This is a genomic window from Dolomitihabitans soli, assembly GCF_022213955.1.
Classification (GTDB): Bacteria; Actinomycetota; Actinomycetes; order Streptosporangiales; family Streptosporangiaceae; genus Streptosporangium_A; species Streptosporangium_A soli.
Genome location: NZ_JAKNTW010000002.1, coordinates 603148 through 628073 on the forward strand (window position 1 = coordinate 603148; position 24926 = coordinate 628073).

Sequence of the window (24926 nt, forward strand, 5' to 3'; positions counted from 1 at the left end):
TGATCGCCATAACTTTGGCTCCCGCCAGGGCCCCTACCACCACCCAGCCGAAACGATCCCTGGGGTTACACCACCGGGCCGTCCGACCACACCAGAACCGCCATCTCTGTACCAGCCATGACCAGAGCGCCTTCCACTACCGTCATCGCCCAGCAATCGAACCCCGTACTCAGACACGCGACGGCCTGACCAGTAACCGGATCCCACAGCCGCACCACCCTGTCGCCGCCGCAGGTGGCAATTAGGGTCCTCCCGTTGCCCAGTGGCACCGCGGCCACCGCGCGCACCATGCCGGCGTGGCCGGTGAGTGGGTTACAGGCGGGGCGGCCGGTGACCGGATCCCATAGCCACGCCGTCCCGTCCTGGCTGGCGGTGGCGAGCAGGGTCCGCCCGTCCGGCAGCGGCACCGCCGCCACCGCGAGCACCTCGCCGATGTGGCCGGAGAGTGGGCCCTGAGCGAGGCAGCCGGTGACCGGGTTCCACAACCGCACCCCCCAGTCCCTACCACCGGTGGCAAGCAAGATCCGCCCATCCGGTAGCGACACCGCCGCCACCGTGTAAACGGCTTCGGTGAGCGGGCCACCGGCGAGGCGGCTGGTGACCGGATCCCATAGCCGCACCGTCCCGTCCTGGCTGGCGGTGGCGAGCAGGGTCCGCCCGTCCGGCAGCGGCACCGCCGCCACCGCGAGCACTTCCCTGGTGTGGCCGGTGAGTGGGCCGCCGAAGGGGCGGCCGGTGACCGGATCCCACAACCGCACCGTCCCGTCATGGCCGCCACTGGCGAGCAGGGTCCGCCCGTCCCGCAGCGGCACCGCCGCCACCGCGAGCACTGGACCGGTGCGGTTGGTGAACGGGCCGCCGACGGGCTGGCCGGTGGCGGGGTCCCATAGCTGCACCGTCCCATCGATGCTGCCGGTGGCGAGTAGGCTCCGCCCGTCCGGCAGCGGCACCGCCGCCACCGCGAGCACTGGACCGATGTAGTCGGTGACCGGGTCCCACAACCGCATCACCCAGTCCTTACCATCGGTGGCGAGCAGGACCCGCCCGTCATTCAGCGGCACTGCAGCCACCGCACGCACCATGTCGGCGTGACTGGAGAGCGAACCGCCGATGGGCTGACTGGTGGCCGGGTCCCACAACCGCACCGTTCCATCATTGCCACCGGTGGCGAGCAAGGAGCGCCCGTCCGGAAGCGGCACCGCCGCCACCGCGCGCACCTCGCCGATGTGGCCGGTAAGCAGACCGACGGGCTGGTCGGCGACCAGATCCCACAGCCACACTGTCCCGTCCTTACTGCCGGTGGCGAGTATGGTCCGCCCATCCGGCTGTGGTACCGCCGCCACCGCAACAACCGGACCGGTGTGGTCGGTGAGCGGGTCACCGGCGGGCTGGCCGGTGGCCGGGTCCCACAACCGCACCGTTCCATCGTTGCCACCGGTGGCGAGCAAGGAGCGCCCGTCCGGAAGCGGCACCGCCGCCACCGTGCGCACCAGGCCGACGTGGTCGGTGAGCGGGTCACCGGCGAGCTGGCCGGTGGCCGGGTCCCACAACCGCACCGTCCCGTCCCGGCCGCCACTGGCGAGCAAGGCCCGCCCATCCGGCAGCGACACCGCCGCCAGCGCGTGCACCGCCTTGGTGTGGCCTGTGAGCGGACTGCCGACGGGCTGGCCGCTGACGGGATCCCACAGCCGCACCGTCCCGTCCTGGCCGCCACTGGCGAGCAAGGCCCGCCCATCCGGCAGCGACACCGCCGCCAGCGCGTGCACCGCCTTGGTGTGGCCTGTGAGCGGACTGCCGACGGGCTGGCCGCTGACGGGATCCCACAGCCGTACCGTCTCATCGTTGCTGCCAGTGGCGAGCAGGGCCCGCCCGTCCGGCAGCGGCACCGCCGCCACCGCGGACACATAGCCGGGCTGGCCGGTGAGCGGGCCGCCTGCCGACCGGCCGGTGGTCGCGTCCCACAGCCGCACCACCTGGCCGCCGCCGCTGCCGGCGGCGAGCAGGGTCCGCCCGTCCGGGAGCGGCACCACCGCCACCGCATTCACCGAACCGGTGTGGCCTGCCAGGACCAGGTGCAGCGGATCACGGCGTAGCCGCCCCCAGCGCAGCCGCCACCCCGCCATCCCCGGCTCGTCCTCCGGCGGAACCTGGCCGACGTGGCGCAGAGCGGCGAACTCGCGGACACACCGCCGGCTGCCTGGCGAGGTGACCGCCAGCAGATGATGCGACCCCATCACCGCAGCGATCCACGGCGGCAGATCCGCCCGCCCAAACACCGTACGAAACGCCTCACCCGCCACCGACCTGGGGTCGATGGCGTCCAGCACAGCCGGGCGCGCGCCCAGATCCTGCCACGCGTCCCCCTCGGCCACATGCTCCGCCAGATACTCAACCAGGTAAGGATTCAGCGGCTGCGACGCCTGCCGACCGGCCGAGTTCAGCAACGCCACCGCGATACGACGATGCCGCTCCCGCAACCAGGAACCCGTCCCTTCCAGCCGCCCCGACTCGGCAACCACCCCCGGCCACCACCCTCCCACCAGCCGCCACACCAAACCAGAGCTCGATCTACACCGACATATCTCCGACGATCATTCGACCGCTACGGCCTAGGGAGCGCCACACCGTTGAACGGTGCGGAGCAGGCGAGCTCCTAGGGGTGGGGACGAGAGCTGCTCGCCCCCGCTCTCCGGTTGCCCGCGCGTGGTCGCCATGCCTTTTGTGGGCGCGGTTCAGTAGGCAATCGATCACCAACTCATCCAGGCCACAGCGGCGTCGTCGTGCGCTTTGCCGTACGGCGCCTCCTGGCGCCGCTCTTACTGCCGCACCAAAGCGATCAACGCCCCTGACCCCGCCGCGGCCGCTGCGGACACGATCTGCTCCCAGCTTTGGCCGTACCACTCCACCAGCCGAATCACTCCATCGGTGGCCAGCAATGCCCCGGTCACCGTGGCCAGCTCGACCGACCCGGACGGTGCCTCATACGCCGCCTCCGGCACCGTCGACGCCATCCAGAACCCGCCCGGTTGAATCCTCAGCGAGCGCACCAGCTCAAGGCGGTACGGCCAGCAGCCGGGCAAGGTTCGAACTCGTCCATGAGAGTCCGGGTTCCCTAATGGCCCGGCCGATGGTGAACGGTTGGTGCTGAGCAGGTCGACCAGGACTTTCTGAAGACAGACCTGGCGCAGATAGCTGACGATGATCAGGACGCGGTCGGCATCCGTCAGCAGGGTTTGCCGTGGGCCCCGGACGCTTTCAAGCGCCAAACGATGGCTTTCCGGCATTCGATACGGGTAGGTGGATACCCCGCTGGTCACAGCGGAGTATCCATATCAACCGAGACGCGCGGTGTGGATCATGGAAGCGGTTTGTTCTGCGGCGGCTTTGGCTACTTCGGTGTAGACGCTGGTGTACGTATCGCGTGTGAAGGTTGAGGAGGTGTGGCCGAGGGTCTCTTGGACGATCTTCACGTCCAAGCCGGCGGCGAGCATGAGGGAGGCGGCGCCGTGGCGTAGGTCGTGCAGCCGGATCGGGGGTAGTCCGGCGGTGTAGGCCAGCCACTGGAACTGGTCGGTCGCATGGTGCGGGTGCAGGCGGGAGCCGTCGGGGTTGGTGAAGACGAACCCGGAGTCCACCCAGGCGGGACCGGCGGCCAGCCGTTCCGCGGCCTGCTTGATGCGATGGGCTTTGAGGATCTTCAGGGTCTCTTCGTCCAGGGCGATGACTCGGTCGGATGCCTCGGTCTTGGGAGTGCCCTCCACGGTGTTCCAGCCGAGTTGGGTGATCTGCCAGCAGATTCCTACTGTGCCCGCCTCGAAGTTGACCTCCGTCCAGCGCAGTCCGCACGCCTCGCCCCGGCGCAGTCCGCGCAGGGCGATCAACCGGTACAGCGCGAACAGCCGATGCTTGGCGGCCTCGGCGAGGAACACGCTCGTGTGCGCGGGTGTCCACACCATCACCGGCGACGGACGCGGAATCGCGATGTAGAGCTCGACCACGCCGACGCGTCTACCCGCCCGCCGTTCACGTTCACCAGCCAGGCGTTCAGCGTGGTCAGCCTGCCACTGCTTGACTCGCTCGGCCGTCCACACCTTCGGCTTGGCGTTGCCCTTGTCGGGCAGTTCGATGACCGCTGCCGGGTTGAAGTCGATCCACCGCTCCTGTTTGATCGCGATGTTCAGCGCGTGCCGCAGGGTGGCGCGGATCCGGTGCTTGGAGGACGGCCCGACCACCCGCCGGTACTTCACCCTGGCACGCAGCTCCGGGTCACCGCTGGCGCGGGCTGCGCGGATGACGTCGTTGTACTCCTCGATCGCCTCGAACATGTCGGCCACGTCGGCCACCCGCAACCGGTCCAGCCGGATACGCCCGAGGTAGGGCTTCAGATACAGCCGGACGTGGCTCTCGTAGCTGCGCCGGGTGGTGGGCTCGATCTTCTTCTTCCGTTTGAGGAAATCCTCCAGCCACTCCCCCACCGTGATCTGGACCTGCAGATCCTGCCCCTTGCGGACCTTGCGCCGCACGATCTCCGGCTCGGGCAATGTCCGCGTCTGCTTGACCGTGGCCACGATCAGGTCGGCTATCTCGATCCTGGCCTGCGGGTCATCCTCGTAGGCGATGGCCAGCAGTTCCCGGGCCTGCCCCAGTTCCGCTTCGGCGTCTTGCACGGTGGTGAATCCGCCTCTGCGCAAGGGCGCGCGCCGCTTGCCCTCACCCGTGGGCGGCAGCTCGATCTGGTAGTACCAGCTGCCGTGCCGGTTACTCCAGCCGCCGCCTGCCCGCCGCAGCTTCGGGCAGGTACGGCCGCGCTCCTTGCCTGCCTCGTCCCGGCACGAACAGCGTTTGAAGGTGTAGCCCTCCGCCATCGTCGCTTCTACTCCTCAGCACGGCCGCGCGGACCGTAGGTCAGGCCGCCGTGGTCGTCATCCAGGCCGAGCAGGGTGAGCAGTTCGGCGGTGGGCACCAGATAGGTCCTGCCCGCACGGATGATCCGGCAGGGGAAGCTGCCGGCTTTGGCGAGCTGGTAGCTCTTGGTGCGTCCCAGGCCGAGCGCCCGCCCCGCGGTGACCAGGTCGACCACAGCTGGCAGCGTTCGGATCTGTGCCGACGTCAGACCGGGCCTCATCACCTCTCCTCCAGGGTGCGAGTAGGCCAGCCGGTCGTCGGCTCACCCCACGCCGCCCTCTCTGCGCTGCAGCCGGGATCGCCGTGCTGCATTGGGGCGGTGCGGGACAGGCAGCATCGACGCCTACCTCGGTGCGGGTGGTCAAGCCCAGTCCGCTGGTTACGCCTGGCCATGCGGCGGGTCACGGCGTCCCTCGACCCCTGAACCCGCCGCCGGGAATGGGAGATGAAGCCGGCTTGTGGAAGATGAGCAGGTCTTCGTGGGCGATGGCGTGGATGGGCAGACCACGCGCCCAGCCCTTGCGGGCTTCATGGAGCTGAAAGAACGAGGCCCGGTTCAACACCCTGCCCTCGTTCAGGCCGCAAAGCAGGCACGGCACGGCTTCCGCTTCGATCGCCGCACCACCATCGGAACGGGCGGCACGCATTGCCCATTCCATTTCAGCCGGAACCAAGAAGCGGGCTGACGCCCCCCTCAGATGATCAAGGATCGATAAATGAGAGGTGGTAAATATTTCAGATGCACAGCCACCACCTGCAACCTGATACTTGATGCCTCCCAGATATATGATGGGTCCGGATTGCCCAGCGTCGAAGCAGCTGGAATCGTGCATATACACGGACAAGCGCGATAAACCACCCATGAAGGGCCGACTCGGTGCAGACAGAAGAAGATTGTCTTGGGCGTTCCGGCCTGAAACCGCCTTGCGAACTCCAGGCCAGCTAGTAGCAGCCCCTCGAACGCCCGCGCTGGTTCAGGTGACTTTGTAGGCGGGAACTGACTCCACTAGACGGTCAGCGAGGGGGCCAGCACCCATCGGACGAAAGCGATGTCAGTGAGGTTTTCTCAGTGGTGATCACTTTCAGATTCCGTTGAGAACGCTGGTGGTGTGGGAGAGGCCGCTGATGCGGCTGGGGCTGAGCGTGACGTGCGGCGGGGTGCGTCATCGCTGCTTGAGCTCGGCGGCAGTCGCTCGCCGAGTGCCCGCGCATGCCGCGCAGCGGGCGCGGAAGATCAACCGTGCGTTGGCGGAGCTGTCCCCGCACGCGCATCCGGAGTTGGATGTCGAGAGCCGTTCGAGCTGCTGGTGACCACCGAATGGTTGGCGAGTCCGGCAGCGTAGTACGCCAGTCCGCCTCCATGTATCGTCCGGATTCATGGCTGACCTGGCAGGGCGCTGGCGGGAGTTGAACAAGGCTTACTGGGACGAGCGGGTGCCCATTCATCTGGGCGCGGCCCTCTACGACATGGAGGAGTTCCGCGCCCGGCCCGATTCGCTGAAGGACTTCGAGACGGCCGAGGTTGGGGATGTCAGGGGCAAGCGCCTGATCCATCTGCAGTGCCACTTCGGTCGGGACACGCTGTCGTGGGCGACACGAGGAGCACAGGTCACCGGGCTGGACTTCTCTCCACCCGCGATCAAAGCGGCTTCACGACTCGCGACCGAACTCGGCATCGACGCACGCTTCCTGACCGCGGACGTCTACGACGCGGTCTCGGCGGTCGAGGGGGAGACCTTCGACATTGTTTACGCCAGCTTCGGGGCGCTGAACTGGCTTCCCGACATCAGCCGCTGGGCGTCGGTGGCCGCTGAACTACTCGCTCCCGCTGGGTGCCTGTATCTTGCGGAGTTCCATCCCTTCAGCTTCGTCCTCGACGACGAGACCGCAAGCACGGTCACGCACGACTACTTCGATGGAGGTCCGGAAGCCTCGGGAGGCCCCGGCACCTACGCCGACGAGGCGGCAATGACCGAGCACGACGAGACCGTCGAGTGGCGGCACAGTCTTGCGACCGTTGTCTCGGCGATCGCCGGAGCTGGGCTACGGATCCAGTTCCTCCACGAGCACGACCACACCTTCTACCTCCAACGCCAGTCGCTTGAGCGCCACGACGGCGACGTCTACCGGCATCCTGAGGGCGCTCCGCGCATCCCCCTCACCTACTCGATCCGCGCCGAGAAGGCTTGAACCACTCGATCCAGCGCGGATCGGATATGCGGGCCCGTGCTCGGACAGACGTAAAGCCCCTGGTAGGACAGGTCTCACCACAAGATCATGTCCGTAACCACCAGAGGCTACACGTTGATCACCTATGTTGCCACGCTCGATGTCCCGCGCCATGTCGTGGACTACTGTCCCGTCTGCTGGCCGCGCACCGGCGGCGGATCGGCACTCCGCGCGGCAGCCGGGCGCTCGGTCCGTTTCGCCAAGCCGTGCTGGTCCTGCGCTGGTTCCGCGACCGCGGCTGCGTGCACTGCCTGGCCCGAGACGCCGGCGTCTCCCAGGCCACCGGCTACCGCTACCTCCACGAAGGCACCAGGTCCTGGACCGCTGCCGACGCGAGGGCATGAGTCACGTGATCCTCGACGGCACGCTGATCGAATCGGACCGCCTCGCCGGCGTCCGCGAGAACGGCAACGACCTGTGGTTCAGCCAGAAGCACAAGGCGTTCGGCGGCAACGTGCAGTTCCTCTCAGCCCCGAACGGCACGCCGCTATGGGTCTCCGATGTCGCGCCCGGCTCCACGCCCGACATCACGGCCGCCCGCATCCATGCACGTCCCGCGCTGCGCAAGGCCGCGGCCGACGGGCTGCCGACCCTGGCCGACAAGGGCTACATCGGCGCCGGGATCGGCATCCTCATCCCGGTCCGCCGCCCGAGGGCCAATCCGAGCAGGCCCTGCATACAGACACACGAACCACGAACAGCCTGATCAGGGGCATCCGTGCGCTCGGAGAACGCGCTGCCGCCGAGCTCAAGCAGCGCTGGCGCACGCTGCAGCACGTCACCATCAGCCCCAGCCGGATCGGCGACATCGCCCGAGCCGCCCTCGTCCTCAACCGAATCTGGAAATGATCACCGTTGAGAAGACGTCAGTGAGTTCTGGTACCAAGCGCCTACCGTGAGTGAGAGGGTCCGGATGCTCCCGTTGGTGAAGGGGCATCCATGGCGGACAAAGGCAAGATCGAACTGTTCGCGGCGATCCGGCGTGATTCTCGGCTGGGCCTGTCGGGCCGCGCCTTGGCGCGCAAGTACGGCGTGCACCGCCGGACCGTTGCCCAGGCGCTCAATTCGGTATGGCCGGCCCCTCGTAAGCTGCCGCCGCCTCGCCCGCAACACCGTCATCGAGGGCGGCGCCGCCCTTGGCATCGACGTCGAAGTCTTCCGCCGCGATCCTGCCACCAGGGGATTCGCCGCACTCGATCGCGGTGGTCGTCGACGACGATGCTCCCCCGGGAGGGACGAGACGACCTGCTGGACATTTATGCCCACATGTTCGTCGAGCGCCCCTCGCAGAAGGCGATCGTGATCGGCCACAAGGGGGAACGGCTGCGCGACGTGGGCTCGCGGGCCCGCAAGCAGATCGAGGCGCTGCTGGGGACACGGGTATACCTGGACCTGCGCATCAGCGTGGCCAAGGATAGGCAACGCGACCCGAAGCAACTGCGGCGGCTGGGCTTGTACGACTGAGTCAGCCGCCACCACCTCCGCGGTCGTGGAGACGGTGGCGATGCGCGGGAAGATGTAGTCGAAGGCGAACTCGTGGGCCCGCGCGTCCAGCGCGGTCACCGCGTCTTCAGGGACGATGACCTGGAAGCCGAACTCGTCGGCGAACCGCGCCGTCTGCTCGACGCCGAAGTTCGTGGCGATCCCGGTGATGATCAGAGTGTCGATGCCGCGCGAGCGCAACGCCTTCTCCAGCCCGGTGTCGTGGAAGGCGCACCGCCTCGGCCAGGTCGAGGGAGCGGGCCACCACGGCGGGACCGGCATGCGGCGCCGTGGGCTGCTCGACGATGCGCGTCATCAGGTCGATGAGGATGAGCGCGGTACGCCGGGGGTCCAGCTTGTCCATGATCGACATCGTGGTGGTCACTCGACGCGCGTCAGGACGGTGTCCTCGGCCAGGAAGATCCGCCCGTCGGGGTGGACCGCCAGGTTCTGCGCCGGCCGGTCGAGCAGCAGCTTGCCGGTACGGCCGGCCAGGTCGATCACGAACAGCAGGTGCCGCTGGACCAGAGCGTAGATCCGGCCGTCCGCGGCCGGACGGGCGAGCTCGCCCGCGGTCGAACCCGTGTCCGGGGCCAGCTGCAGGCGGTGCACCACCTGCCGGGAGGCCACGTCGAAGGCGAAGAGCTGCCCGTCGGCGAGTCCCCACAACAGGCCGGTGGAGTCCTGGAGGAGCGCCGGGATGGCCGGGGCTCCGGGGACCGGCGTCATCTCGAAGGTCTTGCCGGCCGAGACGGTCCAGCCGAACAGGCGGGCCTCGGGCTGGGTTGGCGTGGGCGTCGAGTAGCCGCCGTGAATCGACGTCCCGCCGACGATCGTGCCGTCCTGGTAGGCCAGGCTGACGATGGACTGGTCGGTGACTACCGGCAGGTGGACGGCTGCCGCCAGGGTGGTCTTGTCGACGATGACGAGGGCGCCGTTCAGCGTGGTCCCGTCCGGCATGGTGCCGTAGGCCAGGTCGGTGCCCGCGTCGGTCATCGCGCGGATGCGTACCTGGTGCTGCGCCTTCAGATCGGTGATCTTCACCGGGTTGTCGGCCGTCCCCGGCGGGCCGGGCGCGTACTCGGGGCTCGACCAGGGCAGGGACGGGTCGTAGCGGTACAGCCGGGAGTCCGGGTACCCGCCGATCCAGACGGCGCCGCCGATCTCGCGGATGCTCTCGATCTGCCCGAAGCTGTGATAGTCCGCCTGTCCGGTGCCGGGATCGATCTCGGCGAAGCCGCTGAGGAACCCGCCGGCGTACACGGTCCCGCTCTGACCGGCGTGCAGCGTGAGGATGAGGACCGGGTCGCCGGGCACGTCGGTCTGGACGAGCTCGCCGCGGCCGGTGATCGGGTTGTGCCGGAAGAGCGCGCCGCGCCACAGGAGCCCGGTGACCGTCTCGCCGGGCCAGTCGCGCGTGCCGAGGTCGGCCCATCCGATGCCGCGGTTGTTGGCGACCCGGCCCATGATGTCGGGGCCGACCGCGGTGAGTTCCCCGGTACGCGGCTGGTAGCGGGTGAGGCGGTTGTTCCGGGTGAAGTAGACCTCGCCGCGCCGGCCGGGCGAGGAGACGTCGAGGCCGGCGACGCCGTCGATGAGGTCGATCCACTTGCCGGCCGAGATGTCGTAGACGCCGAGCTTGCCGTTGATCGCGGTGCCGAAGCGGGCGTAGAGCTTTCCGGCGTAGGCGTTGAGGTCGTTGACGAGTTGCCCGGTCCCGTCGCCGAGCCCCTCGGGGAGGGGGAGCTCGCGCTTGGCGCCGGTGTCCTTGTGGATGGCGATGACGTGGGCGTCCGGCAGGGTCCCGGCGTAGATGTAGGACCCCCAGACGGCGATGCTGCGGACGTACTGGAGGCCGGGCAGGAGCTGGCCGTAGTCACGGACCCGGCCGGTGCGGTGGTCGTAGCGGAAGACGCGGCCGCCGGGATAGGTGCCGCCGTAGAGGCGGTCCTCATCGTCGATGGCCAGGCGCCAGATGTAGTGCTCGGAGGGGAGCGGGCGGCCGAGGTTCTCCGGCGTGCTGTCCGGGCCCGGCTTGCGGCGGTAGAGGGAGCCGGTGTCGTAGGTGCCGACGTAGAGGGTGCCGTCGCGGGTGGCGACGACCGCGTACGCGCCCGGCGACCCGGTCAGCGGCTGGGTGAGCACCGTCTTGGCGGTGGCGGGGTCCACGGCGTTGAGCTTGGCCGGTTCGCCGGTGGCGACCGACCACAGGACCTTTTTGCCGTGCGGGCCGGGCGCCATGGCGCCGCCGACCAGCGTGACGTCCTGGAGCGGGGAGCCGAGCGGCGTGACGGACACGGCGCGTGCCGGGGTCGGGATGAGGGCGGCGCCCGGCGCCAGGATCGCGGCGGCTAACAGGCTGCGGCGGGTGAGCATAGCGGGGTCCTCCATCTTCGGCCGGGACCGAAAGGCCCGTTGGCAGGAGATCTGTGGCACCCGTGAGAATATCGGTATGGACCGAAAGTATGTCAATGCCTCTAAGGGGTCCTAACAGAAAGATCAGCGGACGAGGCGTCGCCAGCAGATGATCGCTGCGGCGAGAGTCATGAAGGCTTCGTGGATGTCGTCGCGGATCTCCCAGCGGATGCGCAGGCGGCGGAACCAGTGCAGGAGCGCGATCGTCCTCTCGACCACCCACCGATGAACGCCCAGGCCGGAGCCATGTGGGGTGCCACGCCGGGCGATGATGGGCTTGATGCCGGTGCGCCAGACCAGGCGGCGGTACTTGTCGTGGTCATAGCCCCGGTCGGCGTACAGGCAGTCGGGCCGCTGACGCGGTCGGCCGACGCGGCCGCGTACCGGCGGGATGGCCTTGATCAGGGGCATGAGCTGGGTGACGTCGTTGCGGTGGCCGCCGGTCAGGGAGACGGCGAGGGGGATGCCTCCTCCTTCGGTGATGACGTGGTGTTTCGAGCCCGGTTTGGCGCGGTCGACCGGGCTCGGGCCGGTTTTGGGCCGCCCTTGAGCGCCCGAACATGTGAGCTGTCGATCACCGCCTTGGACCAGTCGAGCTGGCCGGCGGCGTGCAACTCGGCGAACAGGAGCTGGTGCAGCCGGTCTCCTCCGACGTCTCGCCGCGCAACCCCGCCTTCAGCACCGCCATCACGATCAGGAAGTTCCAGGGCGGCTCCACCGACATGGACACCGTCTACACCGGCCTGGTCAAGGACGGCAAGACCGACGTCGTGGCCTTCTACGTCAACACCCAGAAGTTCGCCGGGTTCGAGGTGCGCGGGCCGCAGGTGCCGGGCGGGCTGGCGGTGTTCGGCGTCAAGCAGGGCGTGAGCATCCCCGACGGCGGCCGCTTCGCGCTGTCGCTGGTGGGCAACCGGGCCGCGATGTACGCCGACACCGGCTCGGGGTGGCGGCTCGTCACCGCCGCCACGTGCAGCACCTGCCCGACCTCACCGACCCAGACGTGCGCGCCGGTTACCGGTACGGCTTCGGCGCACGCGGCGACGCCGGGCCCGCGCCGCTGCTGCTGGACGCGGTGGAGGGAAGGAGCATTTCGTAGAACGGCGGGCCGGACCGTTGACAATTACGGACCGGCCCGTTATTCCCTTGCTATGCGCATCCTCTCCGTCGTGCTGTCCACCTTCTTAGCCGCCTCGCCGGTCCAGGGGACCGTCACCGACTTCGGCGTCCAGTCCGCCGCGCTCACCGTCCACGAGGGCCACTTCGGCACCAGCCAGGACGGCCGGCCCGCGGTCTTCGCCATCCAGATGGGCACCCCCGGCGTCGTGGCCGAGGTGGACCCGGTGACCCGCGAGCTGCGTGACACCGTGCCCCTGCCCGGCTCGTCGGGCGGCTGGGGCATCACCCAGACCGCCGACGGCACCGTCTACGCTGGCACCTATCCCAACGGCCACCTCTACTCCTTCAAGCCCGGCGCCGACGTCGCGACCGACCTCGGCCAGGTGGTGCCCGGCGAGACGTACGCCTACGGCCTGCAGGCCGGGGCGGACGGCACCGTCTACGGCGGCACCTACCCCGGGGCGCACGCCTTCTCCTACTCGCCGTCGGCCGGCTTCCGCGACCTGGGCGCGATGTTCCCCGGCCAGCAGTACACCGTGGACGTCGCCGTCGACACCGACCGGCAGCTGCTGTGGGCGGCCATCGGCTCGGCTGGCCACCTGATCAGGCTGGACCTGGCCTCCGGCGAGAAGCGCGACATCTGGCCCGAGGCCCTGCGCGGCGATGCCAGCTACCCCTACGACATCAACCTCGTGGCCGGCAAGCTCTTCGTCAAACGCAGCAAGAACCAGGCGCTCGTGCTCGACCCGGACACCGGGGCCGTGCTGGCCGACGGGTTCACCATGAACTCGCGCGGCACCACCAAGACCGCCGCCGGCGGCTACGTCTACTTCACTTCCAGCGGCGCGCTGTGGCGTTACGACCTGGCCGCCGACCGGCCCGAGCCGGTGCCCGGCCCGGTGAACGCGGGCGGCCCCGCGGTCGGCTGGGGCTTCGTCGACGGCAAGCTCTACGCCGCGATCGGCAACTATGGCGGCGACGCCTTCTCCTACGACCCGGCCACCGGCGCCGCCGAGCGCTTCAAGCTGCCCTTCCCGCACCAGCCCATCGACATCGCCAACATCACGGCGGGGCCGGACGGCAGGATCTACACCAACCTGTTCATCAACGGCAACCTCGCCGTCCTGGACCCGGCCACCGGCACGGTCACCCAGCTCGGCCGGACCGGGCAGACCGACGGGTGGTTCTGGAAGGACGGCAAGCTCTACCTCGGCGTCTACCCCAACGGCTCGATCATGCACTACGACCCGGCGCAGCCCTTCGTGTCGGGCACGAACCCGCGCGAGCTGTTCCGCCTGATCGGCGACGGCCAGAACCGCCCCGTGGCGTTCGCCTCCTCCGGCAGCAAGGTCTACATCGGCAGCACCCCCGACTACGGCCTGTGGGGCGGCGCGCTCACCGTCTACGACGAGACCACCCGCACCCACACCGTCCTGCGCGCGCCCGTCACCGACCAGGGCGTCACGTCCCTGGTCGTCCTGGGCGGCACGCTGTGGGGCGGCACGTCGATCAACGGCGGCGGCGGCACCACACCGAGGGCGACCGAGGCTAAGCTGTTCACCTACGACCTGGCCACCGGCGCCAAGCGCTCTGAGTACACCCCCGTCCCGGGCGCGCGGACGATCACCTCGCTGATTGAGGGGCCGGACGGCCTGCTGTGGGGCCTGGCCGACGGCACGCTCTTCCTCGCCGACCCGGCCACCGATGAGGTGGTACGACGGGTGAAGCTGAGCACCGGCTCGGGCAGCGTGCCCGACGAGCTGCACCTCAACGCGGACGAGCACGTCTACGCCGCGCTGGACGGGAAGCTGCTGCGGATCGACCCGCTGTCGAAGGAGGTCACGGTGGCGGTGGAGTCGGGCGTTCACCGGAGTGCGCAGGACGGGGCCGGTAACGTCTGGTTCCGCAGTGGCACGAAGGACGCCGACGGTGCCATCCAGGGTGGTGCTCGGCTGCTGCGTTACACGCCGCCTGTCGATGCCTGTCCGCGTTCGGACTTGTCGCCGACGGTCACGATCAAGGATCGGGACAGCGGGGTCGCCAACCGGTACCGGGCCGATGGGTGCACGGTCGAGGATCTCATCGAGGACGAGAAGTATTCCGGTGGGCAGCTGGTTACCCATGTGGCCAGGAAGAGTGCGGAGCTGGCGGCTTCTGGCCTGATCACGGCTCGGGAGGCGGGGCGGATCATCGCAGCAGTCCGCTAGCCGCCACCTCGACACCAGCCACCCGCTGACCATCACCCGCTGGCCGCCGCCCCGCTGGCCGTCATCGGGTGGTGGTCACCCGACAGCTGGCCACCCCGGAACCCCACCCGGAAACCCCCGACCCCACCCGGCCCCAGACCCCGCCGCCCGACCCCACGCCGCCCCCGGGCCGCCCGACCCGGCCTCCGGCGCTCGCCCTCCGGCCCGGGCCTTAGTGCGTGTTTGAGAAGATCGTTCATGTTCGGCGTGGCGGTGTGACGACGAGAGCCGGTGCCGTCAGAGTGGCCCGATACCCCCTGATCGCTACCCCTCGGACCTGACCGACGCGCAGTGGGAGCTGATCGAGCCCTTGCTGCCCGAGCCGAACGCCGGCGGGCGTCCGGAGAAGCATTCGCGCAGGGAGATCGTCAACGCCATCCTGTACGCGGTGCGCTCGGGCTGTCCCTGGCGATATCTGCCCACCGACCTGCCGCCCTGGCAGACCGTGTAGCCCATCCAATCCGAGCAGCGGGATGCCACGAACAAGGAGAAAAGCAATCTCCGGTCATTTCCCAAGGGGTTCTCGTGGACGATCCACCGCCGAAAACGTGCGCCCAGCGAATCGTTGTCGGCCGCGCGGGCGAACTGCCGGCGTGGCTGCTCAATGGTATGTTCCGCCTACGTCACGAAGTGTTCTACGAGCTCCTGCGCTGGGACGTCGACAGCGTTAACGGCATGGAACGCGATTTCTACGATGACTGCGATCCGGTCTACGTGATCAGCTATCGGGTGGACTGCCAGGAGGTCACGGGGTGCTGCCGGCTGCTGCCCACCGACGGCCGTTACATGCTCCCCGAGGTCTTTTCCGAGACGTTGCGCGGTGGCCGGGCTCCTCGTGATCCGGCCATCTGGGAGCTGAGCCGCCTGGCCACCGGGCGGGCCTCGTCTCGTTCCCTGGCGGCGGGTCTCGGCCCCCTCGCCCGTGCGCTGCTCTGGAGGGCGTTCCGCTGGGTCGATCAGCACGGCGAAGCGGTGGTAGCGGTTTCGGGCGTAGCTCTGGAACGCAGCGTGAACGCGATGGGTGTTCCTACCCGGCGATTAGGCGACGGTAAAGCGTCGCGCCTTGGCAAGCTTCTCTGCTCCGCCTACATCACATCGGCCAGGGATTTTCTGGAAAACGCGCCTCCGGTTCCGGAAATGGAGGCTGATTGTCGTGGCGGTTGTCTGGCCGCTCGGGGCTGAGTGCGTGTTCGAGAAGATCGTTCATGTTCGGCGTGGCGGTGTGACGACGAGAGCCGGTGCCGTCAGAGTGGCCCGATGCCCCCTGATCGCTACCCGCCAGCCAAGACCCGCCCTCGGTACCGATCTCGCTGATCGAGCTCTCCAACCACGTCATCCTGCACAAGTTCACGTCGCCGGCTTGGCTGAAGCATCTACAGAAGGCGAAGACGGCTCTAGCCGAACTGAGCTCGGCGAAACTGGCCGCGCTCACCCCCGGAGAGGCCTATATCTGGTCTGGCACCGCTACAGAAGTCGCGTTCACCCAGAGCGCCGTCAAGGTACGCCTCCGACCCCGGATCACTCGTCACGGCGGAGGGACACGGACCGCAGTCGAATAGTCGACTTGCCGAGCTCGACCGCTCACGCCTGAGTCGGCTCCTCAACCAGCGGCGACGTCAGTGAACCGCCCCTTTGACCGCCCACCCGCAGGGCGACCCCGACACACGTTGTCTGACGATTGTCCGGACCTTCCAAAGACAACGGCCTTCCCAAGGCAAATCGGGAAGGCCGTTGTCTGTCTCCCCGAGCGCTTGGGAGGTGGCAAGACGGCCATCAACCAGCTGACTTTCACATTAGGACGCGAGTGTGTGACAGTCCGTCCCGGAGACGACCGAGACCCACACCATCAGAGGGACCATCATCCATTGCCAGGACGGCGATGTGGCCATCGGCGAGGCGACCCTACTCTCGCGGCGCAGGCGGCTCTTCAAGTGGTCGATGTACAAGATCTGTACGCGCGAGCCCGCTAGGAGCCCGCAGGGCCTAGAACAAAATTCCAAAAAGCCACTGACCCGCGCGTTTGCGCAGGTCAGCAGCCTAGTGAAGGGTGCGCCGCCAGGGACTCGAACCCCGGACCCGCTGATTAAGAGTCAGCTGCTCTAACCAACTGAGCTAGCGGCGCTGGCGTCAGTAAGCCTACAGGACTTCGGAGGGGAGTTCGTACGACTTTGTTGGCGTGGCGGACAGTGGGCGGCCTTACCTGGGCGCTAGGTGGACGTGGCGGGGGGCGGCGTTTGGTGGGAGGGGTGGGGGTAGTCCAGGTTGCTCAACGGATCGAAGGGAGAGTGCTGCGATGACACCGCAGCTCTGGACGTACCGAGCCGATGTGCATGACACCGGCAAGAACCTTGACGTCGTGGGATACGACGTGGAGGCGACGGACGGGAAGATCGGGTCCGTGGACGACGCGACCTATGACGTGGGTCAGAGTTACCTCATCGTCGACACCGGCCCGTGGATCTTCGGGAAGAAGGTCATGCTGCCGGCGAGCACGGTGACGCAGATCGATCCGCAGGAGCGGAAGATATACGTCGCCCGTACCAAGCACGAGATCAAGAGCGCTCCGGAGTTCGACGCGTCCGCCTTCAAGGAGACGGCCTACCGGGATCGGCTCGGTGAGTACTACGGCCGGTTCCCGCACATCTGAGTGACCGGCAGCCAAGACCAGAGGGCCGCGCCTCCCCCGGGCGCGGCCCTCGCCGTACCGGAATCACCGCGAAGCGAGTTCCATCTCGACCCCGGGCGCCGCCCTCGCCGTACCGGAATCACCGCGAAGCGAGTTCCAACTCGACCCCGGGCGCCGCCCTCGCCATACCCGAATCACCGCGAGGCGGGTTCCCATTCGACCCGACGGCAAGGCGATCGACGAACCGCCTGACCCGGACCGCGAGCACCGAGGACGACACGACGCCGCGCATCATCCCCATCAGCGGGATGCCGGGCATCGGCAACCCGTACAAGGACATCCGCCGATCGCGACGGCCCTCGGGAGCACTCACGACATACCCGACCAGGCAACCGACGGCGAGATGTGGGGAGGGCGTACGGCGGGTCAGGGCCAGATGGGCTCTTCGGAGACCTTTACCGGGTCGACCACGATGCCCAGCCGTTCGATCAGAGTCAGGAACGTGTAGGCGTAGGGCGAGGGGGCTACCACGGAGGCCACCCGGTCCCAGTCCACCTGTTCGCGGAGGGCGCGGACCTGAGGGAGGAGGGAGCCGTAGTCACAGCTGTGCTCCGACAGCGGCAGCAGCCAGGAGATCACCAGGTCGGTCGCCTCCAGCACGGGGAGGATCACCGCGGACGCCTTCAGGGGCTCGGCCCGCTTGATCAGTTCGGGCGTCACGGCGCGGTCGGCGATACGGAAGATCAGGTCGACGAGCCGCCCCTCGTCGTACGCCTTGACCAGCCAGTCTTCGGGCGGCTTCAGGGTCTTGAAGCCGAGTCGGGTCAGGGTCTCAAGCGCGGCGGGCACATCATCCTCGACAAGGACGAAGTCGACGTCGTGGAGGGAGGGGGCGGCACCGCGGGCGTAGGCGGCGCAGCCTCCGGCGAGGGCGAATCTGATGTCCGCCTCTTTGAAGCTGGTCCCGGCGCGTTTGAGGGTTTCCAGGATGGCGTCGGTGACTTCGTGGCTGTGGCTGCCCATAATGAACGGCTACCCGGACCGAACATGACCATGCCCCGGCCGCCCTCCACGATGTACGGCGACCCGATCCAACATGACCATGCCCATCGGCTTCGCGTCAGGGATAGCCCCTCCATTCTGACCATACCCACGTTCCACGGGCTCCCTACGACCAACCCCGCTCTCAGACCGGACATACTGACGCTCCACGGAAAACCGCACCACCAGGCCCAGGCATGACGGAACCTCCCCCAGGGGCGTCGGCGGGAAGATGCGATCGAGGTCGACGCCACCTCGCACGGAGGTGTGGACGACACGCACGACCCGCGCGTTGGTCGGGTGGAGCGCACCTACGTGGTGCGGTCGTGCGCGGGGGTGGGCGCGTTACAGGAGCCGGTGGGACGCGGCCGTGCCCGGCCCGGGGAGTGCGATCGGCCGGGGGGCGCCACCCCAACAACCCCACGCCCCCACTAAACCACCATAAATCCCATTAAATCCCCAAGAAACACGGCACTGTGCCCCGATCGAACATGGCCGATCGCCGGCCGGGTAGTCGGTGGCCACCTCTGGGAAGGAAGGTATGTGATGGCTGCTCAGCCGGGAGAAAGTCACAAGGAGAGGATCGACCGGGAGCTCGGCGAGTTGTTGCAGGGCCTTCGGGTGGCGGTGACGGGTGTCCAGGTGTTGTTCGCGTTCCTGCTCACGTTGCCGTTCGCGGCGGGGTTTCCGAAGGTCGACACGGTCGGCCGCTGGCTGTTCTTCGTGTCGCTGATGAGCGCGGCGTTCGCCTCGGTGTGCTTCATCACGCCGGCCGCGCAGCACCGGGTGTTGTTCCGCACCGGGTTGAAGGAGTTGATGCTGCGCCGGGCCAACGCGCTCGGGGTGACGGGGGCGGTGTTGCTGGCGGTGGCGATGACGAGCGCGGTGGCGCTGGTGGTCGAAGTGGTCATCAACTCCTGGCAGGCCGCGCTGTTCGGGGCGGCGGTGGCGTTGACGAGCGGGTGGCTCTGGATCGGGCAGCCGATCACCGACATCTACCGGCATCGCGAAACCGATGATGTTAAGTCCTGATATGTGAGGGCAGTACCGCTGCCATGGCTACCTTGCTTTGGATCATCGCAGTCGTACTCGTCATCGCCGGGATCTACGTGATCCTGGCCAGGCGCGACCTCCTCTGGGGGATCGTGCTCATCGTCATCGGGTTCCTGGTGGGGCCCGGTGGTGTCAGCATCTTCAATGTCTGAGGTCAGGAGGGGGCGGCGCAGGCCGTCCCCTCCTGGTCAGTGACCGTCCCCTCCTGGTCGGTGACCATTCAAGCTCCTGGTCAGTGACCCGTTCAAGCTCCTGGTCAGTGACCCAAGCTCCTGGTCAGTGACCGTTCAGGCTGTAAACCCCATAGGCCCGGCCGAGCACCGGAAGCGCGACGTTGCGTACCCGGATGCCGCCGGGCGTCATACCTTTCTCGGTACCGAGATGGGCATGGCCGTGCAGGATGAGGTCGGCCCCCTCCGCGTCGACGGCCTCGGCGAGGAGATAGCTGCCGAGGAAGGGATAGATCTCCTTCGGCTCCCCCTCCAGCGTGTCCTTGACCGGCGAATAGTGCGCGAGCACCACCCGGTGGTCGGCCTGCAACTCCTTCAGCGCGATCCGCCACCGTTCGGCGATGTCCTTGGTGTGCCGGACGAACTCCTTGGTCTCCGGCTCGCCGAACTCACTGGCGCACTTACCGGCGAAGCCGCCCCCGAATCCCTTGCCCCCGACGATTCCGAGCCGTTCCCCGTGGCAGACGAGAACGGTGGAGGCGTCGTCCAGGACGGTGACTCCCGCGTCGTTCAGCAACGCGGTGATCGTGTCCTGGGCGTCGGAGTGGTAATCGTGGTTGCCGAGCACGGCGACTACGGGGATCGGCAGGTCACGCAGCTCGTCGGCGACGACCTTGCCCTCCTCCACGGTGCCGTGCCGGGTGAGGTCGCCGGCCAGCAGCAGAACGTCGGCTCGCTCCTCGATGCCCGCCAGTCGCTCGCGGAACTTGCCGCGAACGTCCTCGCCAAGATGGATGTCGCCCACGGCGGCGATACGGGCCTTCACAGGCTCTCCTCCTCTCCCGGGTCGCGGATCTCGACCACGGTGATCTCGTTGCGGACCTTCAGCTCGGGCGCGGCCTCACCGGCGACTCCGGCGAGCCTCGTACGTCGCTCCTCCGTGGAGACTTTCCCGCGCAGGAACAACTGGTCGCCGCGGACGTCCACCCTGATGCCCAGCTCATGAGTGTTCTCGCCTTCCGCGAGTGCGCGCTGCACACGGGCGGCTACGTACTGCGGAGCTTCGTGGGCCATCTTCGCTCCCCTCACCAGGAAATACCCGGGAAACTCCCCGTGCCCCTGGTTCGGCGGCTGAAACTGGGGGAAACAACCCCGGGAACACAGTGCCTAGGACGCAGGCACGCTCACTGGCTTCGCCATGCCAAAGGGAGCGTGTATGCACGTCTTCGGTGAACCGTATCCGGGTACGCATGCCCTGGTGCTGCGCGCGTCCGGCCTCGGTGGTCTCCTCACCGCGCTGCCCGCGCTGCGCGCGCTGCACAGGTCCGGGCAGCAGATCGTGCTCGCCGCGCCCGCCGAGCTGATCGACGTCGCCCCGCTCACCGGCGCCGTCAAGGCCCTGCTTCCGACCAGGGCCGGCGAGGTCACGGGGCCGACCGGCTGGAAGGGCGATCTGACGGTCAACCTCCAGGACGCGGACCCGCGTACGCATCGGATGCTGCTCGACCTGCCGGCGTCCGACATGTGGGGTTACGGGACTCCTGACGGTCCCCGGTGGGACGACGACGAGGACGACGTCCAGCGCTGGTGCCGCCTGATGGAGTGGTACGGCGTGCCGGCGGACCCGGGTGACACGGCGTTGCCCGTGCCGCTGTGCGCGAGTCCCGCCTACCGCTCGGTGGTGATCCATCCCGGCGGCTGGCCCGAGCACCGGTTCGCCCTGGTGGCCGACCTGCTGTCCACGAAAGGGCTGCGGGTGGTCGTCACCGGCGAGCGCCGGGACCGCGCCCCCGCGACGAGGATCGCCGCCCAGGGTTTCCTGCCCGCGCATGCCGTACTGGCCGGCCGTACCTCGTTGCGCGGACTGTGCGCGCTGGTCGCGAGCGCGCGGCTGGTGGTCAGCGGGAACGCGGCGCTCACCCGGCTGGCCGCCTCGTACGGCACGCCGTCGGTCGTGGTCACCGGGCTGGACGTCGACGAGGCGCTCGACGAAGCCCGCATGGCGCTCGCCGGGTATGAGGGGCAGGGCCCGGGGTACAGGGTGCGGATGCCCGCGAACAGAAGGAGGGGAACATGACCGACCGTCACGAGAGGCCGACCGCGCCTTCGACGCCACGCGACGTGGTGCACATCCGGCTCGGCTCGTTCGTCCTGGTGTTCCTGGTCGCCATCGGAGTACTCGGCTTCGTGTCGGGGGCCACCTGGTTGCTCGTCGTGGCAGGAGTGCTGGCCCTGGTCACGATCGCCGACATCGTGCTCGCCATCCAACGGCAGGGCACCCGCGAGAGGCAGGGGGACGGCAGTGCCGGATTCGAGTGAGGCCGAGGTCGTCCCGTTCCCGACGACAGAACGACGTCCGGGAAGGCTCGAAGGCAAGGTCGTGGCGGTGACGGGGGCCAGCGGCGGTGTCGGCAGGGCCGTCGTGCGGCGGCTCGGCGCGGAGGGCGCGACGGTCGCGCTGATCGCCCGGGGTACGGCCGGCCTGTCGACGGCGGCCGTCGAGGTGGGCGCGTCGGGCGGCAGCGGACTGGTCTACGAGGCCGACGTCGCCGACTTCGAGCAGGTCAGGATCGCGGCGATGCGGATCGAGAACGACCTCGGCCCGATCGACGTCTGGATGAACGTGGCGTTCTCCTCGGTCTTCGCCCCCTTCACCGAGATCACCCCCGAGGAGTTCGAGCGGACCACGGCGGTCACCTATCTCGGCTACGTCTGGGGAACCCGGGTGGCGCTGGACCTGATGCGCCCCCGCGGCCGCGGCACGATCGTGCAGGCCGGGTCGGCGCTGGCCTACCGGGGCATCCCGCTGCAGTCGGCGTACTGCGGGGCCAAGCACGCGGTCAAGGGCTTCACCGAGTCGGTCAGGACCGAGCTGCTCAGCGAACACAGCCCGATCAACATAACGATGGTCCAGCTTCCGGCGCTGAACACGCCCCAGTTCGACCGGGTGTCGTCGAAGCTGCGCCGCCACCCTCAGCCGGTGCCGCCCATCAACCAGCCGGAGGTCGCGGCGGACGCGATGGTCTTCGCCGCCTGCCATCCGGAGCGCAAGGAGTACTGGGCGGGGGCCTCGACGGCCGCCGTCCTGCTCGCCCAGCGTGTCGCGCCCGCCCTGGTCGACCGCTACCTGGCCCGTACCGGCGTCCAGTCCCAGCAGGCCGGCGACGAGGAGCCCTACGGCGTCTCGAACCTGTGGGAGGCCGCCGACGAGGAGCACGACTACGGCGCGCACGGCGGCGTCGACTCCCGTGCGGTACGGCGCGGCCCCGCCGTCTGGCTCTCCCAGAACCGGCGACCGGCCGCCGCGGCGATCGGCGCCGGCGCGCTCGCGCTCCTGCTCGCGGCGGCGCGCAGACGCCGGCGTTAACGGCAGACCACCACGGCGCGCAGACGCCGGCGTTAACGGCAAACCACCACGGCGCGCAGACGCCGGCGTTAACGGCAAACCACCACGGCCGAGCAACCTACGGCACGTCCCGCCGTCCGGCTTCCGACAGCGAACCACCCGGCCGGCGCAGGGCTCCGGCGGCGGAGCCCGACCGCCCGCCGCCCGGCCTGCCAGAGAACCGGCGGCTCCCCTGAAGCGAACACCACCGTCCAGTTCGCCCGGAACCGGCAGCGGGTGCACGAGGCGAACCCGACCACCGCGCACTCCGCCACCCTGACCGCGGGGGTACGCGAACATCGGCGTCAGAGCAGGTTTCCGTTGTGCACGAGGGGTAGTCGAGGGGTCCGGCAAGTAAGAGGGGAGCCTCTCATGCCCGAGCGTGACCTCCGTTTTCTGTGCGATCTGGCGGCGCAGTTGCGGGTGGACTCCATCCGCAGTTCGGCCGCCGCGGGGTCAGGCCACCCGACCTCGTCGATGTCTGCCGCCGATCTGATGGCCGTGTTGATCTCGTGTCATCTGCGCTACGACTTCGACCACCCCGACGCACCCGGAAACGATCATCTGATTTTCTCCAAGGGGCACGCGTCGCCACTGCTCTATTCGCTCTACAAGGCGGCGGGAGCCATCTCCGACGAGGAGTTGCTGACCTTCAGGACCAGGGGCAGCAGGCTGGAGGGGCATCCGACGCCCCGGCTGCCCTGGGTGGACGTGGCCACCGGCTCACTCGGCCAGGGCCTGCCCGTCGGAGCCGGCATCGCGATGGCCGGTCGCCGGTTGGACCATCTGCCTTTCCACGTGTGGGTGCTGTGCGGGGACAGTGAGCTGGCCGAGGGGTCGATCTGGGAGGCGGCCGAGTACGCCGGTCACGAGGGGCTGGCCAACCTGACGGCGATCGTCGATGTGAACCGGCTGGGCCAGCGCGGCCCGACCAGGCACGGTTGGGACACCGGAGCCTACGCGGCCAGGTTCGGCGCGTTCGGCTGGCACACCGTCGAGATCGACGGTCACGACCCGGGCCAGATCGACTACGCGATGTCCGACGCCCGCAACGTACGGCGGCGCCCCACCGTGATCCTGGCCCGCACGCGCAAGGGTGAGGGCGTCAGCATCGTGGAGAACCGTGAGGGCGCGCACGGCAAGCCGCTCGCCGACGCGGAGCACGCGATCGCCGAACTCGGCGGCCCGCGCGACATCGTGGTCGAGGTGCGCAAGCCGGACCCCGTCAAGGAACCCGACGAGATCGCCCGGTCACCGCTGAAGCTGCCCGCGTTCGACGTCGGGGAGAAGGTCGCGACGCGCACCGCGTTCGGCGAGGCGTTCGCCGCCCTCGGCGCGGCGCGCGGCGACGTGGTGGCGCTCGACGGCGAGGTGGCCGACTCGACGAGACTGCAGGCGTTCGCCGACTCGCACCCGGACAGGTTCTTCGAGATCTACATCGCCGAGCAGCAGTTGGTGGCCGCCGCCGTCGGCATGCAGGTGCGGGGGTGGGTGCCGTTCGCGGCCACGTTCGCCGCGTTCTTCTCCCGGGCCTTCGACTTCATCCGGATGGCCGCCGCCAGCCGGGCCGATCTGCGGCTCGTCGGTTCGCACGCGGGTGTCGCGATCGGGCAGGACGGCCCTTCGCAGATGGGCCTGGAGGACATCGCGATGCTGCGGGCGACCCACGGCAGCACGGTGCTCTATCCCTGTGACGCCAACCAGACGGCCAAGCTGGTCGCCGCGATGGCCGACCTGCCGGGGATCAGCTATCTGCGCACGACCCGGGGCGACACACCGGTGATCTACGACGCCGGCGAGGAGTTCCCGGTCGGCGGGTGCCGGGTGCTGCGCAGCACTCCCGAGGACCTGGCCACGGTGGTGGCGGCCGGGGTGACCGTGCACGAGGCGCTGGCGGCGGCCGACGCGCTGGCCACCGACGGGATCGACGTCGGGGTCATCGACCTGTACTCGGTCAAGCCGCTGGACACGGACGCCCTGCGCGCGGCGGCGACCACCACGGGCACGCTGATCACGGTGGAGGACCACTGGCCCGAGGGCGGGCTCGGCGAGGCGGTGCTGTCCGCGGTCGCCGATCTCGGCCCCCGCGTCATCAAGCTCGCCGTACGCGGCCTGCCCGGCTCGGCCACGCCGGAGGAGCAGTTGCGGGACGCCGGCATCGACAGCACCGCGATCCGCGAGGCGGTCAGGCGGCTGCGCTGAACCGCACGGCCACGAAACCTGAACGGCCCGTCCTGGGAGGGGGCGGGCCGTTC

Annotated in this window: 19 protein-coding genes, 1 tRNA gene and 5 pseudogenes; 14 read left to right on the forward strand and 11 right to left on the reverse strand. The window is 68.8% G+C overall.

What is annotated here, in order from left to right:
• Window positions 1-65: 65 nt before the first annotated feature.
• The 4 genes from MBA17_RS07515 to MBA17_RS07530 form a co-directional block, all read right to left on the reverse strand.
• Complete coding sequence (locus MBA17_RS07515) at window positions 66-2519, reverse strand: WD40 repeat domain-containing protein (RefSeq protein WP_238495549.1); 2454 nt, start codon at window positions 2517-2519, stop codon at window positions 66-68.
• A gap of 297 nt (window positions 2520-2816) precedes the next feature.
• On the reverse strand, window positions 2817-3317 hold the full coding sequence (locus MBA17_RS07520) for a hypothetical protein (protein WP_238495550.1): 501 nt from the start codon (window positions 3315-3317) through the stop codon (window positions 2817-2819).
• A gap of 15 nt (window positions 3318-3332) precedes the next feature.
• Window positions 3333-4865, reverse strand: a complete 1533-nt coding sequence (locus MBA17_RS07525) for a tyrosine-type recombinase/integrase (protein WP_238495551.1) — start codon at window positions 4863-4865, stop codon at window positions 3333-3335.
• Between the two features lie 8 nt (window positions 4866-4873).
• Window positions 4874-5125 carry a DNA-binding protein gene (locus MBA17_RS07530; RefSeq protein ID WP_238495552.1) on the reverse strand — a complete coding sequence of 84 codons (252 nt, stop codon included), beginning with the start codon at window positions 5123-5125 and terminating at the stop codon, window positions 4874-4876.
• A gap of 238 nt (window positions 5126-5363) precedes the next feature.
• Here MBA17_RS07530 and MBA17_RS07535 point away from each other — a divergent pair, with 238 nt between their 5' ends.
• From MBA17_RS07535 to MBA17_RS07555, 4 genes and pseudogenes are all read left to right on the forward strand, one after another.
• Window positions 5364-5591: an L-2-amino-thiazoline-4-carboxylic acid hydrolase gene (locus tag MBA17_RS07535; protein ID WP_238495553.1), complete on the forward strand. Its 228-nt coding sequence runs from the start codon at window positions 5364-5366 to the stop codon at window positions 5589-5591.
• Window positions 5592-6282: 691 nt separating this feature from the next.
• Complete coding sequence (locus MBA17_RS07540) at window positions 6283-7095, forward strand: class I SAM-dependent methyltransferase (RefSeq protein ID WP_238495554.1); 813 nt, start codon at window positions 6283-6285, stop codon at window positions 7093-7095.
• A gap of 114 nt (window positions 7096-7209) precedes the next feature.
• Window positions 7210-7983: pseudogene (locus MBA17_RS07550) on the forward strand (transposase family protein).
• A 338-nt stretch (window positions 7984-8321) separates the two neighbouring features.
• Window positions 8322-8598, forward strand: a pseudogene (locus MBA17_RS07555) (KH domain-containing protein); the annotation flags it as partial.
• A gap of 75 nt (window positions 8599-8673) precedes the next feature.
• On the opposite strand, the pseudogene MBA17_RS07560 reads toward MBA17_RS07555, so the two are convergent.
• From MBA17_RS07560 to MBA17_RS07570, 3 genes and pseudogenes are all read right to left on the reverse strand, one after another.
• Window positions 8674-8898, reverse strand: a pseudogene (locus MBA17_RS07560) (cysteine hydrolase family protein); the annotation flags it as partial.
• Between the two features lie 99 nt (window positions 8899-8997).
• Window positions 8998-10992 (reverse strand): PQQ-like beta-propeller repeat protein, encoded by a 1995-nt coding sequence (locus tag MBA17_RS07565; RefSeq protein WP_238495556.1) that lies wholly within the window; start codon window positions 10990-10992, stop codon window positions 8998-9000.
• 123 nt (window positions 10993-11115) lie between these two features.
• Window positions 11116-11669, reverse strand: a pseudogene (locus MBA17_RS07570) (IS5 family transposase); the annotation flags it as partial.
• On the opposite strand from MBA17_RS07570, the gene MBA17_RS07575 reads away from it, so the two are divergent.
• The 3 genes and pseudogenes from MBA17_RS07575 (at window position 11640) to MBA17_RS07590 (ending at window position 15578) form a co-directional block, all read left to right on the forward strand.
• Window positions 11640-14357, forward strand: a complete 2718-nt coding sequence (locus MBA17_RS07575; RefSeq protein WP_238495557.1) for a YncE family protein — start codon at window positions 11640-11642, stop codon at window positions 14355-14357. The pseudogene MBA17_RS07570 and the gene MBA17_RS07575 sit on opposite strands and share 30 nt — an antisense overlap.
• A gap of 289 nt (window positions 14358-14646) precedes the next feature.
• Window positions 14647-14844: pseudogene (locus tag MBA17_RS07585) on the forward strand (transposase); the annotation flags it as partial.
• A gap of 77 nt (window positions 14845-14921) precedes the next feature.
• Window positions 14922-15578: an acyl-homoserine-lactone synthase gene (locus MBA17_RS07590; RefSeq protein ID WP_238495558.1), complete on the forward strand. Its 657-nt coding sequence runs from the start codon at window positions 14922-14924 to the stop codon at window positions 15576-15578.
• Window positions 15579-16444: 866 nt separating this feature from the next.
• On the opposite strand, the gene MBA17_RS07595 is transcribed toward MBA17_RS07590, so the two are convergent.
• Window positions 16445-16518: transfer RNA gene (locus MBA17_RS07595), tRNA-Lys, on the reverse strand.
• 171 nt (window positions 16519-16689) lie between these two features.
• Here MBA17_RS07595 and MBA17_RS07600 point away from each other — a divergent pair.
• On the forward strand, window positions 16690-17043 hold the full coding sequence (locus MBA17_RS07600; RefSeq protein ID WP_238495559.1) for a PRC-barrel domain-containing protein: 354 nt from the start codon (window positions 16690-16692) through the stop codon (window positions 17041-17043).
• Between the two features lie 405 nt (window positions 17044-17448).
• On the opposite strand, the gene MBA17_RS07605 is transcribed toward MBA17_RS07600, so the two are convergent.
• Window positions 17449-18045 carry a nucleotidyltransferase family protein gene (locus MBA17_RS07605; protein ID WP_238495560.1) on the reverse strand — a complete coding sequence of 199 codons (597 nt, stop codon included), beginning with the start codon at window positions 18043-18045 and terminating at the stop codon, window positions 17449-17451.
• Between the two features lie 564 nt (window positions 18046-18609).
• Between MBA17_RS07605 and MBA17_RS07610 the strand changes: the two genes are divergently transcribed.
• Window positions 18610-19095, forward strand: a complete 486-nt coding sequence (locus MBA17_RS07610) for a DUF6328 family protein (protein ID WP_238495561.1) — start codon at window positions 18610-18612, stop codon at window positions 19093-19095.
• A gap of 23 nt (window positions 19096-19118) precedes the next feature.
• Window positions 19119-19268, forward strand: a complete 150-nt coding sequence (locus MBA17_RS07615) for a GPGG-motif small membrane protein (protein WP_238495562.1) — start codon at window positions 19119-19121, stop codon at window positions 19266-19268.
• 124 nt (window positions 19269-19392) lie between these two features.
• Here the strand turns inward: MBA17_RS07615 and MBA17_RS07620 are convergent, their stop codons facing one another.
• The gene (locus MBA17_RS07620; RefSeq protein ID WP_238495563.1) at window positions 19393-20112 is read right to left on the reverse strand and encodes a metallophosphoesterase family protein; all 720 of its coding nucleotides are present in this window, start codon (window positions 20110-20112) and stop codon (window positions 19393-19395) included.
• The gene (locus MBA17_RS07625) at window positions 20109-20360 is read right to left on the reverse strand and encodes a BON domain-containing protein (RefSeq protein ID WP_238495564.1); all 252 of its coding nucleotides are present in this window, start codon (window positions 20358-20360) and stop codon (window positions 20109-20111) included. The genes MBA17_RS07620 and MBA17_RS07625 overlap by 4 nt, the downstream gene beginning before the upstream one ends.
• 142 nt (window positions 20361-20502) lie before the next feature.
• Here MBA17_RS07625 and MBA17_RS07630 point away from each other — a divergent pair, with 142 nt between their 5' ends.
• From MBA17_RS07630 to MBA17_RS07645, 4 genes are all read left to right on the forward strand, one after another.
• Window positions 20503-21363: a glycosyltransferase family 9 protein gene (locus MBA17_RS07630; RefSeq protein WP_238495565.1), complete on the forward strand. Its 861-nt coding sequence runs from the start codon at window positions 20503-20505 to the stop codon at window positions 21361-21363.
• The gene (locus MBA17_RS07635; protein WP_238495566.1) at window positions 21360-21605 is read left to right on the forward strand and encodes a hypothetical protein; all 246 of its coding nucleotides are present in this window, start codon (window positions 21360-21362) and stop codon (window positions 21603-21605) included. Before MBA17_RS07630 ends, MBA17_RS07635 begins: the two co-directional genes overlap by 4 nt.
• Window positions 21589-22653: an SDR family oxidoreductase gene (locus tag MBA17_RS07640; protein ID WP_238495567.1), complete on the forward strand. Its 1065-nt coding sequence runs from the start codon at window positions 21589-21591 to the stop codon at window positions 22651-22653. The genes MBA17_RS07635 and MBA17_RS07640 overlap by 17 nt, the downstream gene beginning before the upstream one ends.
• 390 nt (window positions 22654-23043) lie before the next feature.
• Window positions 23044-24873 carry a transketolase gene (locus MBA17_RS07645; protein ID WP_238495568.1) on the forward strand — a complete coding sequence of 610 codons (1830 nt, stop codon included), beginning with the start codon at window positions 23044-23046 and terminating at the stop codon, window positions 24871-24873.
• Window positions 24874-24926 lie beyond the last annotated feature (53 nt).